We start from the raw sequence: 12,079 nt of genomic DNA on the forward strand, positions 1-12,079 counted from the left end.
GCCACGAAGTCCAGCGCTTCGGGGGTGAGTACTTCCGCAGCGCGGCCTTCGACCGGACCGGTGACCTGGATGTTGGCGGCGATGTCGAGCGGCATGGGAAGCTTTCCGGTAAAGGCAGAAACGGATCTGGAGGCGACTGCCCCCGCACCGACCATCCCCGCGAAAGCGGGGATCCAAGCTGAAGCGGGATATCTAGCAGCCGAACGTCAGCTTGGGTCCCCGCTTTCGCGGGGACAGTCGGATTGAGGGGCTAACGAGTACCGTTGGGGCGGACGGTCGGGACGATCTGGTCGCCCCAGTTACCGGTTCCGTCATGGTGGCGCGAGGTGCGCACCAGTTCCACCGAGTAGCCCGCGGCGATGGCGCGCTGCACGGCGTCGTTCAGGCGGTGGGCGGCCTCGGCCACCCGGTCCACCGCGCGCTTCTGGGCGTCGGTATCCGGCATGGCGGCGGGGGCGAATTGCGTAACGCTCATGGCTTTCTCCTCTATTCAGCCGCGAACTGGTTCATGGTGTTGGCGTGGCCGCCGGCCTTCAGGGCGCGCTCGCCGGCGACCATCTCCTTGAAGGTGTCGCCGAGATCCGAGCCGACCTCGTGCTGGTGCTTGACGGCCGACACGCCGCGGCGGATCTCCTCGCGCTGCACCGTATTGACGTAGGCCTGCATCCGCTCCTCGCCGAAGTAGCCGCGCGACAGCTCGTCGACGCTCTTGGCGGTCAGGTGGAAGGTCGGCAGGGTGATCAGGTTGTGGAACACGCCGGCGCGGGTCGAGATGTCGACCTGGAAGCGCGCCAGGCGATCGTCGGCCTCGCGGCCCAGGTCGCTCTTGTCGTACTCGGCTGACATCAAGCTGTTGCCGTCCGGGTAGCTGTCCTTGTGGATCTTGCCCTCGGCGATCCACTGGTCGCGGACCTGCTTGCGCAGATTGAGCGTCCAGTTGAACGACGGCGAGTTGTTGTAGGTCAGCTTGGCGTTCGGCACGACCTTGCGGATCTCGGCCACCATCGAGGCGATCTCGTCGACATTGGGGGTGTCGGTCTCGATCCACAGCAGGTCGGCGCCGCCTTGCGTCAGGTTGGCGATGCAGTCCTCGATGACCCGGGCGCGGCCGGTGCCGTCCTGGAAGGCGAACAGGCCATTGGGCATGCGCACCGGCTTGACGAAGGCGCCGTCCTTCATGATCGCCAACTCGCCGTCCTTCAGCGGATTTTCCGGCGTGATGGCCTCGGTCTTCAGCCACTTGATGTAATCGGCGGCCAGGTCGCCTTCGCCGGCGCTGACCGGGATCTTCTGGGTCAGGCCCGCGCCCAGGCTGTCGGTGCGGGCGACGATCACGCCCTCGTCGACACCCAGTTCCTCGAAGGCCAGGCGGCAGGCGCGCAGCTTCTCGATGAAGTCCTCGCGCGGCACGGTGACCTTGCCGTCCTGGTGGCCGCACTGCTTGGCGTCCGAAACCTGGTTCTCGATCTGCAGGCAGCAGGCGCCGGCCTTGATCATCTCCTTGGCCAGCAGATAGGTCGCGTGCTCGTTACCGAAGCCGGCGTCGATGTCGGCGATGATCGGCACCACGTGGGTCTCGAAGGTGTCGATCGCCTTGATCGCGGCCTGCTCGGCGACCTGGTCGCCGGCGGTGCGGGCCGCGCGCAGGGTCTTGAAGAGGTCGTTGATCGCCACTTCATCGGCCTGGCGCAGCGAGACGTAGATCTCCTCGATCAGGTCGACGACCGAGGTCTTCTCGTGCATCGACTGGTCGGGCAGGTGGCCAAAGCGGTTGCGCAGGCCGGCGACCATCCAGCCCGACAGGTAGACATAGGCGCCCTTGGTCGTGCCGCGCAGGCGCTTGACCGCCTTGATCATCTGCTGGGCGTGGAAGCCCGACCAGCAGCCCAGTGACTGGGTGAACTTCGAACTGTCGGCGTCATAGGCGGCCATGTCGGCGCGCATGACCGGAGCCATGCCGCGAGCGATGTCCAGGTGGGTCGGGAAGGTGTTCTGCAGCTTCAGCTGGATGATGTCGTCGATGTCGACGCCGCCCGGCGCCACGCCGTTCGGATAGCGCGCCAGCAGGGCGTCGCGGTGGTCGGCATAGGTCTTGCGCTGCGTCATGGTCGTTCGATCCCACTAAGGAGCCCGGGGCGTTTCGCCTTTGCGGGCCAAGGAAAGCTGTTCGTGGTGAGCTAACGCTGCGCTGCGGGATGGGTCGAACCTATTGAAGGTGATTTGTCAAAGATCGACTTTGTAAAATCTGTAAAGTCGTGACAAGTTGACGAAATGGCGACAGGTGACAAGAAGCTCTTTCTAGGGGGGCGGCTGAAGCGGCTGCGGCGCGATCTGGGGGTGACCCAGGCGCGGATGGCCGAGGAGCTGGGCGTCTCGGCCAGCTATCTGAACCTGCTGGAGCGCAACCAGCGGCCGGTCACCGCCCAGCTGCTGCTGCGTCTGGCCGACGCCTACGACCTGGACCTGCGCAGCCTGTCGGCCGACGACCCGGGCGGCGGCGCGGGGCTGGAAGAGGTGCTGGCCGACAAGATGTTCGCCGACCTGGGCGTCTCGCGTCATGAAGCGGCCGAGGTGGCCGAGCTGTCGCCGGGCCTGGCCGAGGCGGTGACGCGGCTCTACCGCGCCTATCTGGATCGCGGCCGGATGATCGACCTGGGCGCCTTCGAACGGCCGGACGGGGCGGGGCCGGTGTCGGAGCAGTCGCCGACCGACTGGGTCCGCGACCTGGTCGGCGCCCAGCGCAACCACTTCGCCGAGCTGGAGACCCTGGCCGAGAAGATCGTCGCGCAGCTGAAGGCCGACCCGCAGGACCTGGGCCCCGCGGTCCGCGAGCGCCTGCAGAGCAAGTTCAGCGTCCAGACCCGGGTCATGCCGGTCGAGGTGATGACCGGCTCGCTGCGCCGCTACGACCATCACCGCAAGCGCCTGATGCTGTCGGAGACCCTGGCCCCGGCCAGCCGGATCTTCGGCATGTGCTACCAGCTGGGCCTGATGGAGGGCGGCGAGGTGCTGTCGGACCTGACCGACCGCTTCAAGGCGCCGGACCGCGCCACCCGTCAGTTGCTCAAGGTGTTCCTGGACGGCTACCTGGCGGCGGCGATCATGATGCCTTACGAGGCCTTCCTCAGCGCCATGGAGGCCAGCGGCTACGACATCGAGCGGGTGCGTCCGCGCTTCGGCGTCAGCTACGAACAGGCCGCCCAGCGCCTGACCACCCTGGGCCGTTCGGGCTCGCGCGGCGTGCCGTTCTTCATGATGCGGCTGGACGCGGCGGGGAACATCTCCAAACGCTTCGCGTCCGGCCCGTTTCCGTTCTCGCGCTTCGGCGGCGCCTGTCCGCGCTGGAACGTGCACGACAGCTTCAAGACCCCCGGCCGCATCGTCACCCAGGTGATCGAGACCCCCGACGGCGAGCGCTACTTCACCCTGTCGCGCACGGTGCGGCGGGTGTCGGGCCTGCACTCGGGTCTCGAGGATGAGCTGGTGATCGGCCTGGGTTGCGAGCTGAAATATGCGAGCAAGCTGGTGCAGGCGCGCGGCCTGGACATCGCCAATCCCATCACGGTCGAGATCGGCCCCTCGTGCCGGATCTGCGAACGGCCCGCCTGTCCCCAGCGGGCCGCCGCGCCGATCAACAGGACCCTGCTGGTCGAGGAGACCAGCAAGTCCCTCTCGCCGTTCCCGTTCGCCCGCTAGGCGCTCATCAGGTTGTGCTGAGGCATAAGAATATCCTTATGCGATCGGTCGACATGCCTATCAGATGATAAAGACCGTGGTCTGGCTCGCTGCTAGGGACGTAGCGACCAATGACGATATTCACGGTACGGCGCGTTTCAGTCGGGGCGGACACCCCATGATAGGCAGCCCCTCGCAGGGGGCGGTCGACAAGCCGCATGTCCGAAGGCTGAAGCGTTATGGCCCGCTCCTCGATGAGGACGTGGCGGCGCTGGAGGCGCGGCTGGGGCGCGTGGAGACCTATCCCGCCGGCAAGAACCTGGAGCTGACCGGTTCGCCGCCGATGTTCCTGCTGTCGGGCTGGGCTTGCCTGGCCCATTCGCTACGCGATGGCCGGCGGCAGATCCTGGCTTTCCTGTTGCCGGGCGACGGGATCGGCTTCGATCTCCTGACCCGCTCGCAGCGCTCGGTCGAGGTGCTGGCCCTGACGCCGTTGAAGGTGCGCCGCGCGCAGGCGGGCTTCGCCGCCGGCACCGAGCGCCTGGGCCGGGTCTTCGCCGGCGCGGCGGCGGCACAGCAAGGACGGATGATCGACCAGATGGTGCGTCTGGGCCGCCAGACCGCCCTTGAGCGCATGGCCCACCTGCTGCTGGAGCTGCACAGCCGCCTGGCCGAAATCGGCGAGGTGAGGGGCGAGACGTTCCACCTGCCGCTCAAGCAGGAGATCCTGGCCGACGCCTTGGGGCTGAGCCTGGTGCACGTCAACCGCACCCTGCAGCAGATGAAGCGCGACAAACTGATCGACATGCGTGGCGCTCAGGTGACGCTGCTGGACCGTTCCGCCCTGGAAGCAGCCTCGGACCAGAGCTCCTAGATCGGCTCTTTCTGCAGGCGCAGATAGGTCGGGTCGAACTCAGCCAGCTGGGCAAGGCGCGCCCAATCCAGGATCTCCACCTTCTGGTCGCGCCAGGTGATCAGGTCGCGCCGGCGCAAGGCCTGCAGCGTGCGGTTGGCGTGCACGACCGAAAAGCCCAGCACCTCGCCCAGCTCCTGCTGGGTCAGGGGCAGGTCCATGCGCATGTCGCTGGCCAGACCCACGACTTCCAGCCGCAGGTAGAGTTCGCAGATCAGGTGGGCCAGCCGGGCTGGGCCGTTCTGACGGCCCAGAGCCAGCAGCCACTGGCGATGCACGGCCGCGTCGATCACCGTCTCCAGCCACAACATTCGCGTCAGATGCGGATAGCGTTCGGTTACGGTCTTCAGCGCTTCGTGCGGCACGTCCAGCACCGTCGAATTCGAGAAGGCGTGCACGCCGTGGTCCAGGTGCTTCATGACGAAGCCGTGCAGGTCGACGAAGTCACCCGGTACGCTGATCTCGGTGTACTGCCGCGCGCCGCTGGCCAGGGCGGAGAAGCGTCCGCATATGCCGGAAATCAGCAGGCAGCTGACCTGGACCCGGGCAGCGTAGCCGACGACGTTTCGGCCGGCCCGCACCTCGCGCAGGCGGGCGGGCAGGGCGCGCAGGGCCTCGCGCTCGACCTCGCTAAGATCGTCGCGCCGTTCGAGCTTCCGTATGAACGGATCCATCTGGCCGCCGGCTGTCATCCACGAAAGACGCCGGGGGCGGGGTTAGGTTCCGCCCAGTACCGCGCTCTCACGTTGAACAGCACCCGGCGCGGCTCGCCCCAGTAGCCGCCTTCTCGTACCGGCTGAAAGGGGTGGCGGCGGTGCGGGCCGGCGACGCTTCGATCGTGCTGCCGCCCGGACGCGGCGTCTGGATCCCGGCCGGTATGCGCCAGCCGGTTCCTGAAACCGGACGTCGAGAGCCCTCTCTGCTGAGGGTACGGGTTTTCGCCGCCGGTGCGTGTTCGAGAGAATGACCGGCGCTGGAGTTCCGCATGCTCCTGGAGCATGAACAGTTCATGGAGGGACCGCGCGACGCGTCGAGCGAGCAAGGCCGCCGCGCCCAGGCGCGCGGGGCGGCGCTGGCGGCTTCTCTCAATGAGCCGCTGGCGGCCTTCTTCCGCCGGCGCCTTGGACCCTGCCAGGAGGCCGAGGTCGAGGACCTGACGCAGGAGGTCTTCGTCCGCGCGGCCGACCAGCTGAGCCTGGCCGAGGAAGAGCACGCGCGGGCCTATGTCTTCCGCGTCGCCGCCAGCGTCTGGATCGACCGCCATCGGCGGCGCCAGGCGCGGCGGGCCGACCGGCACGTGCCTTTCGACCCCGACCGCCACGACGGCGAAGGCCTGGATCTGGCCCGTCAGCTGGACGCCCGCGAGAGCCTGCGCATCGCCACCCAGGCGCTCTCGACCCTGCCCGAGCGCACCCGGGCCATCTTCATCCTTCGCCGCATCGAGGGTCTGGCCGTGCGCGAGGTCGCCCACCAGCTGGGGCTTTCGACCAGCGCGGTCGAAAAGCACATGGTGCGCGCCCTCGAACACCTCCTGGCGCATACGAGGATCCCGCGATGACCGACCGTATGCTCAGCGACCTGGCGGGCCTGCCGCCGGACCAGGCCGCCGCCCGCCTGCTGGTCGAGATCGACGAGGCCGATCCGGTCCAGGCCGCGCGCCTGGACGCCTGGCTGGACCAGGATCCGGCGCACCGGGAGGCCTGGCTGAACGCCCAGGAGGTGCTGGCCAGCTTCGACTTCGCCGACGAGCACCGGCCGCTGGACCTGCCGCGCCGTCGGGCAAAGGCGCTGCGGGGGCCGCGATCGGTCACGCCGTGGCTGGCGGCGGCCGCCTGCGCGGTGGCGGCGGTCGGGCTGGCCGTGACCCTGGCGCCGTGGAAGGCCGATCCGGTCACGCCGGCGGCGGCGACCCAGCGCATCGACTTCGAGACCGCCGACCAGCAGCGCCTGTTTCCCATGCCGGACGGCAGCAAGGCGACCTTGGCCCCCGGCAGCGCCCTGGACCTGGCCTATACCGCCGGCGAGCGGCGGGCGCGGCTGGTGCGGGGGCAGGCCTATTTCGATATCGCCCACGACGCCGCGCGACCCTTCGTGGTCGAGGCCGAGGGCAGGCTGGTCACGGCCTTGGGCACGCGCTTCGACGTGCGCAGCGACTCCGAGGGCCTGCGCGTGACCTTGCTGGAGGGCAGCGTCCGCGTCGACGTGCCTGGCGCCAGTCCCGCCCAGGCCGCTGTGGTGCTGCGCCCGGGGCAGGAGCTGCTGGTCGCGCCGGGCAAGCCGGAGGTGGTGCGGGAGGCTGATACGACCCGCTCGGAGACCTGGCGCGAGGTCCGCATGGTGTTTGACGACAAGCCGCTGAGCGAGGTCGTCGCCGAGCTCAATCGTTACGCCGTGCTGCAGCTGGTGATCGACGATCCGCGCGTGGCGGCCCTGCGGATCACCGGCCAGTTCCGCACCGGCGACAACGCCCGCTTCGCCCGCAGCCTGGCCAAGCTCTATCCGGTGCGGGCCGTGCCCGATGGGCCGGGCCGGTTGAAGCTGGTGCGGGCCGACTAGGCGGTGCGGTGATCGCGCCGCCAAGCCGTGGGCGTCATGCCCATCAGGCGACGGAAGCGGTTGGTGAAGTGCGACTGGTCGGCGAAGCCGCAGGCCAGGGCGATCTGGTTCAGCGGCTCGTCGGTGGTGGCCATCAGCACCTTGGCCCGATCGAGACGCTTGCGGGTGATCAGGGCGCGTGGAGCCAGGCCGAAGGTGTCCTTGCAGGCTCGCCCGAAATAGCCCGGGCCCACGCCCGAGAAGGCGGCGATACGGGCGACGCTGAGCGGCAGGCTCAGGTTCTCGTCGATGAACCGCTCGACCTGGCGGGCGCGCCAGGGCGCCAGGCCGCCGATCCTTGGCTGTTTGTATTGGGGCGGCTCGTAGTGGGGCGGCTCCCGGTAGGTATGAGTTTCGACGCCCCCGACATGTCCCAGCATGATGTTCTCCCCGAGACCCGAGAGGCCTCGACTCAAGAACACGCACGGCGCCGGAGAACCCGTACGCCGTGCGCTGGCAGAAGCGGGATCAGGCCTTGATGAAGGCCAAGAGGTCGGGGTTCACCACCTCGGGGTGGGTCGTGCACAGGCCGTGCGGCAGGCCCTTGTAGGTCTTCAGCGTGCCGTTCTTCAGCAGCTTGACCGACAGCGGCGCGCTATCCGCATACGGAACGATCTGGTCGTCGTCGCCGTGCATGACCAGGGTTGGGACGGTGATGGCCTTCAGGTCCTCGGTGAAGTCGGTCTCCGAGAAGGCCTTGATGCAGTCGTAGTGGGCCTTGATGCCGCCCATCATACCCTGGCGCCACCAGTTCAGGATCACGCCCTGGTCGACCTTCGCGCCCGCGCGGTTGTAGCCGTAGAACGGGCCGGCCGGCACGTCGTGGAAGAACTGGGCGCGGTTGGCGGCGGTGGCGGCGCGGAAGCCGTCGAACACCTCCAGCGGCAGGCCGCCGGGGTTCTTATCGGACTTGACCATGATCGGCGGCACCGCGCCGATCAGCACGGCCTTGGCCACGCGGCCGGGCTCGGAGCGCGCCACGTAGCGGGCGACTTCGCCGCCGCCGGTCGAGTGGCCGATGTGGACGGCGTTCTTTAGGTCCAGGTGCTTGGCCACCGCGATCATGTCGGCGGCGTAGGTGTCCATCTCGTTGCCGGTGTCGGTCTGGGTCGAGCGGCCGTGGCCTCGGCGATCGTGGGCGATGACCCGGAAGCCCTGGGCGTAGAAGAACATCATCTGATTGTCCCAGTCGTCCGCGCTCAGCGGCCAGCCGTGGTGGAACACGATCGGCTGGGCGGTCTTGGGACCCCAGTCCTTGTAGAAGATCTGGACGCCGTCCTTGGTGGTGACAAAGCCGCTGCTCATCTGGGTCATTCCTTGTGGGTTCTGAGGTTGGGCCGTACAGGCCGCCTGGGGCCCGGCCATCGCCAGCAGGGCGATGCCGAGGCCTCCGCCGACGACGCCGCGACGCGTGACGTCATCGTCCTTGGGTTCGGGTGAGTTCATCAAAGCCCCCGTTTTTCGAACGCGGGCATTCTTGGTCCGGCGCGGCGGATCGGTCTTGCACCAACCGAGCGTGATCCACGGTCAGTTCGTTCAATCCTGGCGGGCGCGACGTCGCCAAGCTTTGGGCCATCGCTTGGATCGCCCGGAGCCGCCTTGTGTCCGATCACCGCCTGACCCGCGCCAACGGCGCCCCCGTCGCCGACAACGTCAACATCGAGACCGCCGGCCCGCGCGGGCCCGCCTTGCTGCAGGACATCTGGCTGATCGAGAAACTGGCCCACTTCGACCGCGAGGTGATCCCCGAGCGCCGGATGCACGCCAAGGGCTCGGGCGCCTACGGGACCTTCACGGTCACCGGCGACATCACCCGCTTCACCAAGGCCAAGATCTTTGCGGAGGTCGGCAAGCAGACGCCGGTGTTCCTGCGCTTCTCGACCGTGGCCGGCGAGCGCGGGGCGGCCGACGCCGAGCGCGACATCCGCGGCTTCGCGGTCAAGTTCTACACCGAGGAGGGCAACTGGGACCTCGTGGGCAACAACACCCCGGTGTTCTTCTTCCGCGATCCGCTGCGCTTTCCGGACCTGAACCACGCGGTCAAGCGCGACCCGCGCACGGGCATGCGCAGCAGTCAGAACAACTGGGACTTCTGGACCCTGCTGCCCGAGGCCCTGCACCAGGTGACCATCGTGATGAGCGACCGGGGCCTGCCGCGCGGCTATCGCCACATGCACGGCTTCGGCAGCCACACCTTCAGCTTCATCAGCGAAGGCGGCGAACGGACCTGGGTCAAGTTCCACTTCCGCAGCCACCAGGGCATCGAGAACCTGACCGACAGCGAGGCCGAGGCCCTGGTCGGCAAGGATCGCGAGAGCAGCCAGCGCGACCTGTTCGAGGCCATCGAGCGCGGCGACTTCCCGCGCTGGACCCTGTCGATCCAGGTGATGACGGACGCCCAGGCCAAGGCTTTCAAGTTCAACCCGTTCGACCTGACCAAGGTCTGGCCCAAGGGCCAGTTCCCGCTGGTCGAGGCCGGGGTGCTGGAGCTGAACCGCAATCCCGACAATGTCTTCGCCGAGGTCGAGCAGGCGGCGTTCACGCCGGCCAATATCGTGCCGGGCATCGGCGTCTCGCCGGACAAGATGCTGCAGGCGCGGCTGTTCTCGTACGGCGACGCCCAGCGCTACCGGCTGGGCGTCAACTTCAACCATATCCCGGTCAATGCGCCCAAGTGCCCGTTCCACAGCTATCACCGCGACGGGGCGATGCGGACGGACGGCAATCTGGGCGGGACAACGCACTACTGGCCCAACAGCCGGGGCGAGTGGATCGACAGGCCCGAGCTGAACGAGCCGCCGCTGGCCATCGACGGCGCGGCCGCCCATTGGGATCACCGGGTCGACGAGGACCACTGGCAGCAGCCCGGCGACCTGTTCCGGCTGATGAACGCCACGCAGCGCCAGGCCCTGTTCGACAACACCGCCCGCTCGCTGGGCGGGGCCAGCGTCGACATCCAGGAGCGCCACATCGCCAACTGCGTCCGGGCTGATCCAGCCTATGGCGCGGGCGTCGCCGAGGCGCTGGCTCGCCTGGCGCCATAGGTTCGGGTCCGCCACCGCCGCTGCACACTTGGACCCGAAGGGCCGTCCCGAACGGTTTCCCCGGCCGCCGGGACGGCCCGCTTTCTCAGTCCATTTTCAGGCCGCGTCGGCCAGGTAGCCGGACGTCTTCAACCCCTCGGCCGTGGCCTCGACCAGCGCCCGCACGCGCGGCGTCTGGCGCACGTCGCGGTGCACTCCCAGCCACACCGTCCGCGTCGGAGGCAGAGAATGGGTGACGATCTCCACAAGGCCCGGGGTCTTCTCGCCCAGGCAGCGCGGCAGCACCGCGACGCCCGCCCCGGCGGCGCAGGCGCGGGCCTGGGCTTCGCGGCTGTTGCTGCGCAGGGCGACATGGGCGTCGACGGCGATGCCGGCCAGCCACTCGGCGTCGACCTGGCCGCCGTGCTGCTCGTCCATCTGGATGATGGCGTGGCCGCCCATGCCGGTCCGGCAATCGGGCGTACCGCGCCGCGCGATGTAGTCCGGCGAGGCGAACAGGGCGTGCGGCACGTCGGCCACCTTGCGCTGGAAGATGTCGGCCTGGTCGAAGCGGTTGAAGGACAGGGCGATGTCGGCCTCGCGCCGCGTCAGGCTGAACAGGCGCACGTCGGTCAGCAGCTCGATGGTCACCTCCGGATGCTCCAGGGTGAAGTCGGCGAAGATCGGGGCCAGGACGCGGGCGGCGAACCACTCGATGGCGGTGACGCGAACGGGGCCGGACAGGCCCGCGTCGTGGCCGATGATCATCCGCTCGACGGCGAGGGCCTCGCCCTCCATCCGCTCCAGGCCCGCCAGGATCGCCGCGCCGGCGGCGGTGGTGATGTAGCCGGTCGGGGTGCGGTCCAGCAGGCGCGCGCCGGTGCGCTTCTCCAGCGCCGCGATGCGTCGGCCGACCGTGGGCTGGCTGAGCCCCAGGTCGCGGGCCGCGCGGGTCAGGCTGCCCGACTTGGCCACCGCCAGGAATACGCGGAGGTCGTCCCAGTCCATCGCTCATCCCATGCGAATTTGAATAGCGTTCGGACGAAACTGGGCAGTCCCACAACGAAAATCAACCACCACCTTCTTCACAACGGCGGCCGAGGCCGCGCTCATCAAGGGGTAGTCTTCATGTCCAAGCTGCGTTCGGCGCTCGCCGCCTCCGCCCTTTCGTTCCTGACCGCCGGCAGTGTCGCGGCCCAAGCGATCACCGCTCCGGCCACGCCGGCCGCCGCCGCGCCGTTCGACATCGTCCGCACCGAGATCGTCTCGAACGGCGCGGATGTCGCCTTCAAGGTCCAGGTGCGCGGCAAGGCCGGGGAGCTGAAGCCCAAGGCCACCGGCCAGTTCGCCGGCAGCGCGGTCTACAGCTATGTCTGGCCGACCTCGCTGGACAGCGCCACGGTCGGCTTCGACAGCGCCCAGGGGATCCTGGCCCTGGCCGTGACCTTCCACCCGGACTTCGACGACGGCGCGGGCGGAGCGGTCAACCGCCACGTCTGGCACCCGCACTGGGTGGTGCTGACCAAGGATCCCGCCTGCGGCCCGGCCGCGCTGAAGGTCAAGGACATCCCGGAAGGCGCCAAGCCCAAGCTGCCGGCCACCTGGCCCGGCGTGCCGCTGCTGATCGACAGCCCGACCTATCCGACCACCCTGGCCACCGACACCGTGGAGGTGAAGGTCCCGGTCTCGGTGATCGGCGCGACCGAGGGCGTCAAGTTCGACGGCGTCACCTCGGCCCTGAAGGTCAACGGCAACCTGCACGCGCCGCTGCTGTGCGTGTCCGACGTCTTCGACGTGGCCTCCGGCGATCTCAGCCTGCCGGGCAAGGTCACTTCCATCACCAAGGGCGCCCACGCCCACTAAGGAACAAGCC

The 12,079-nt window shown here is 68.6% G+C and carries 13 protein-coding genes; 6 read left to right on the forward strand and 7 right to left on the reverse strand.

Annotated elements, in window-relative coordinates:
- The 3 genes from J7528_RS10000 to J7528_RS10010 all read right to left on the reverse strand — a co-directional run.
- Positions 1–95, reverse strand: a 95-nt coding sequence (locus J7528_RS10000) for a hypothetical protein (RefSeq protein WP_291874404.1), incomplete at its 3' end; no start/stop codon positions are given.
- Positions 96–250: 155 nt separating this feature from the next.
- A complete protein-coding gene (locus tag J7528_RS10005) occupies positions 251–475 on the reverse strand; it encodes a hypothetical protein (protein ID WP_291873509.1) in 225 nt (74 codons plus the stop codon).
- An 11-nt stretch (positions 476–486) separates the two neighbouring features.
- Positions 487–2,106 carry an isocitrate lyase gene (locus J7528_RS10010; protein ID WP_291873511.1) on the reverse strand — a complete coding sequence of 540 codons (1,620 nt, stop codon included), beginning with the start codon at positions 2,104–2,106 and terminating at the stop codon, positions 487–489.
- A 165-nt stretch (positions 2,107–2,271) separates the two neighbouring features.
- Between J7528_RS10010 and J7528_RS10015 the strand changes: the two genes are divergently transcribed.
- Together J7528_RS10015 and J7528_RS10020 are read left to right on the forward strand one after the other, a co-directional pair.
- A complete protein-coding gene (locus tag J7528_RS10015; RefSeq protein ID WP_291873513.1) occupies positions 2,272–3,696 on the forward strand; it encodes a helix-turn-helix transcriptional regulator in 1,425 nt (474 codons plus the stop codon).
- A gap of 157 nt (positions 3,697–3,853) precedes the next feature.
- The gene (locus tag J7528_RS10020; RefSeq protein WP_291873516.1) at positions 3,854–4,549 is read left to right on the forward strand and encodes a Crp/Fnr family transcriptional regulator; all 696 of its coding nucleotides are present in this window, start codon (positions 3,854–3,856) and stop codon (positions 4,547–4,549) included.
- On the opposite strand, the gene J7528_RS10025 is transcribed toward J7528_RS10020, so the two are convergent.
- Entirely contained in the window at positions 4,546–5,262 is a 717-nt protein-coding gene (locus tag J7528_RS10025; protein ID WP_291873518.1) for a Crp/Fnr family transcriptional regulator, read from the reverse strand. The genes J7528_RS10020 and J7528_RS10025 overlap by 4 nt on opposite strands.
- Before the next feature lie 311 nt (positions 5,263–5,573).
- On the opposite strand from J7528_RS10025, the gene J7528_RS10030 reads away from it, so the two are divergent.
- Both J7528_RS10030 and J7528_RS10035 read left to right on the forward strand, forming a co-directional pair.
- Positions 5,574–6,146, forward strand: a complete 573-nt coding sequence (locus tag J7528_RS10030) for a sigma-70 family RNA polymerase sigma factor (RefSeq protein WP_291873521.1) — start codon at positions 5,574–5,576, stop codon at positions 6,144–6,146.
- Positions 6,143–7,144, forward strand: coding sequence for a FecR domain-containing protein (locus J7528_RS10035; protein WP_291873523.1), 1,002 nt, complete (start codon positions 6,143–6,145; stop codon positions 7,142–7,144). The genes J7528_RS10030 and J7528_RS10035 overlap by 4 nt, the downstream gene beginning before the upstream one ends.
- Here the strand turns inward: J7528_RS10035 and J7528_RS10040 are convergent.
- Complete coding sequence (locus J7528_RS10040; protein WP_291873526.1) at positions 7,141–7,563, reverse strand: AraC family transcriptional regulator; 423 nt, start codon at positions 7,561–7,563, stop codon at positions 7,141–7,143. The genes J7528_RS10035 and J7528_RS10040 overlap by 4 nt on opposite strands.
- An 88-nt stretch (positions 7,564–7,651) precedes the next feature.
- Positions 7,652–8,488, reverse strand: a complete 837-nt coding sequence (locus tag J7528_RS10045; RefSeq protein WP_291874406.1) for an alpha/beta hydrolase — start codon at positions 8,486–8,488, stop codon at positions 7,652–7,654.
- Between the two features lie 296 nt (positions 8,489–8,784).
- Between J7528_RS10045 and J7528_RS10050 the strand changes: the two genes are divergently transcribed.
- The gene (locus tag J7528_RS10050; RefSeq protein ID WP_291873528.1) at positions 8,785–10,227 is read left to right on the forward strand and encodes a catalase; all 1,443 of its coding nucleotides are present in this window, start codon (positions 8,785–8,787) and stop codon (positions 10,225–10,227) included.
- Between the two features lie 96 nt (positions 10,228–10,323).
- On the opposite strand, the gene J7528_RS10055 is transcribed toward J7528_RS10050, so the two are convergent.
- A complete protein-coding gene (locus J7528_RS10055; protein WP_291873530.1) occupies positions 10,324–11,214 on the reverse strand; it encodes a LysR family transcriptional regulator in 891 nt (296 codons plus the stop codon).
- 120 nt (positions 11,215–11,334) lie between these two features.
- On the opposite strand from J7528_RS10055, the gene J7528_RS10060 reads away from it, so the two are divergent.
- The gene (locus tag J7528_RS10060) at positions 11,335–12,069 is read left to right on the forward strand and encodes a hypothetical protein (protein WP_291873532.1); all 735 of its coding nucleotides are present in this window, start codon (positions 11,335–11,337) and stop codon (positions 12,067–12,069) included.
- The last annotated feature ends 10 nt before the right edge of the window (positions 12,070–12,079 follow it).

Source organism: Caulobacter sp., assembly GCF_017744445.1.
GTDB lineage: Bacteria > Pseudomonadota > Alphaproteobacteria > Caulobacterales > Caulobacteraceae > Caulobacter.

Excerpts from the sequence above, each read along its gene's own strand:
- J7528_RS10055 (WP_291873530.1), bottom strand. The coding sequence starts at position 11,214 with ATGGACTGGGACGACCTCCGCGTATTCCTGGCGGTGGCCAAGTCGGGC.
- J7528_RS10060 (WP_291873532.1), top strand. The coding sequence starts at position 11,335 with ATGTCCAAGCTGCGTTCGGCGCTCGCCGCCTCCGCCCTTTCGTTCCTG.
- J7528_RS10035 (WP_291873523.1), top strand. The coding sequence starts at position 6,143 with ATGACCGACCGTATGCTCAGCGACCTGGCGGGCCTGCCGCCGGACCAG.
- J7528_RS10010 (WP_291873511.1), bottom strand. The coding sequence starts at position 2,106 with ATGACGCAGCGCAAGACCTATGCCGACCACCGCGACGCCCTGCTGGCG.
- J7528_RS10045 (WP_291874406.1), bottom strand. The coding sequence starts at position 8,488 with ATGAGCAGCGGCTTTGTCACCACCAAGGACGGCGTCCAGATCTTCTAC.
- J7528_RS10020 (WP_291873516.1), top strand. The coding sequence starts at position 3,854 with ATGATAGGCAGCCCCTCGCAGGGGGCGGTCGACAAGCCGCATGTCCGA.
- J7528_RS10015 (WP_291873513.1), top strand. The coding sequence starts at position 2,272 with ATGGCGACAGGTGACAAGAAGCTCTTTCTAGGGGGGCGGCTGAAGCGG.
- J7528_RS10025 (WP_291873518.1), bottom strand. The coding sequence starts at position 5,262 with ATGGATCCGTTCATACGGAAGCTCGAACGGCGCGACGATCTTAGCGAG.
- J7528_RS10030 (WP_291873521.1), top strand. The coding sequence starts at position 5,574 with ATGCTCCTGGAGCATGAACAGTTCATGGAGGGACCGCGCGACGCGTCG.
- J7528_RS10040 (WP_291873526.1), bottom strand. The coding sequence starts at position 7,563 with ATGCTGGGACATGTCGGGGGCGTCGAAACTCATACCTACCGGGAGCCG.
- J7528_RS10005 (WP_291873509.1), bottom strand. The coding sequence starts at position 475 with ATGAGCGTTACGCAATTCGCCCCCGCCGCCATGCCGGATACCGACGCC.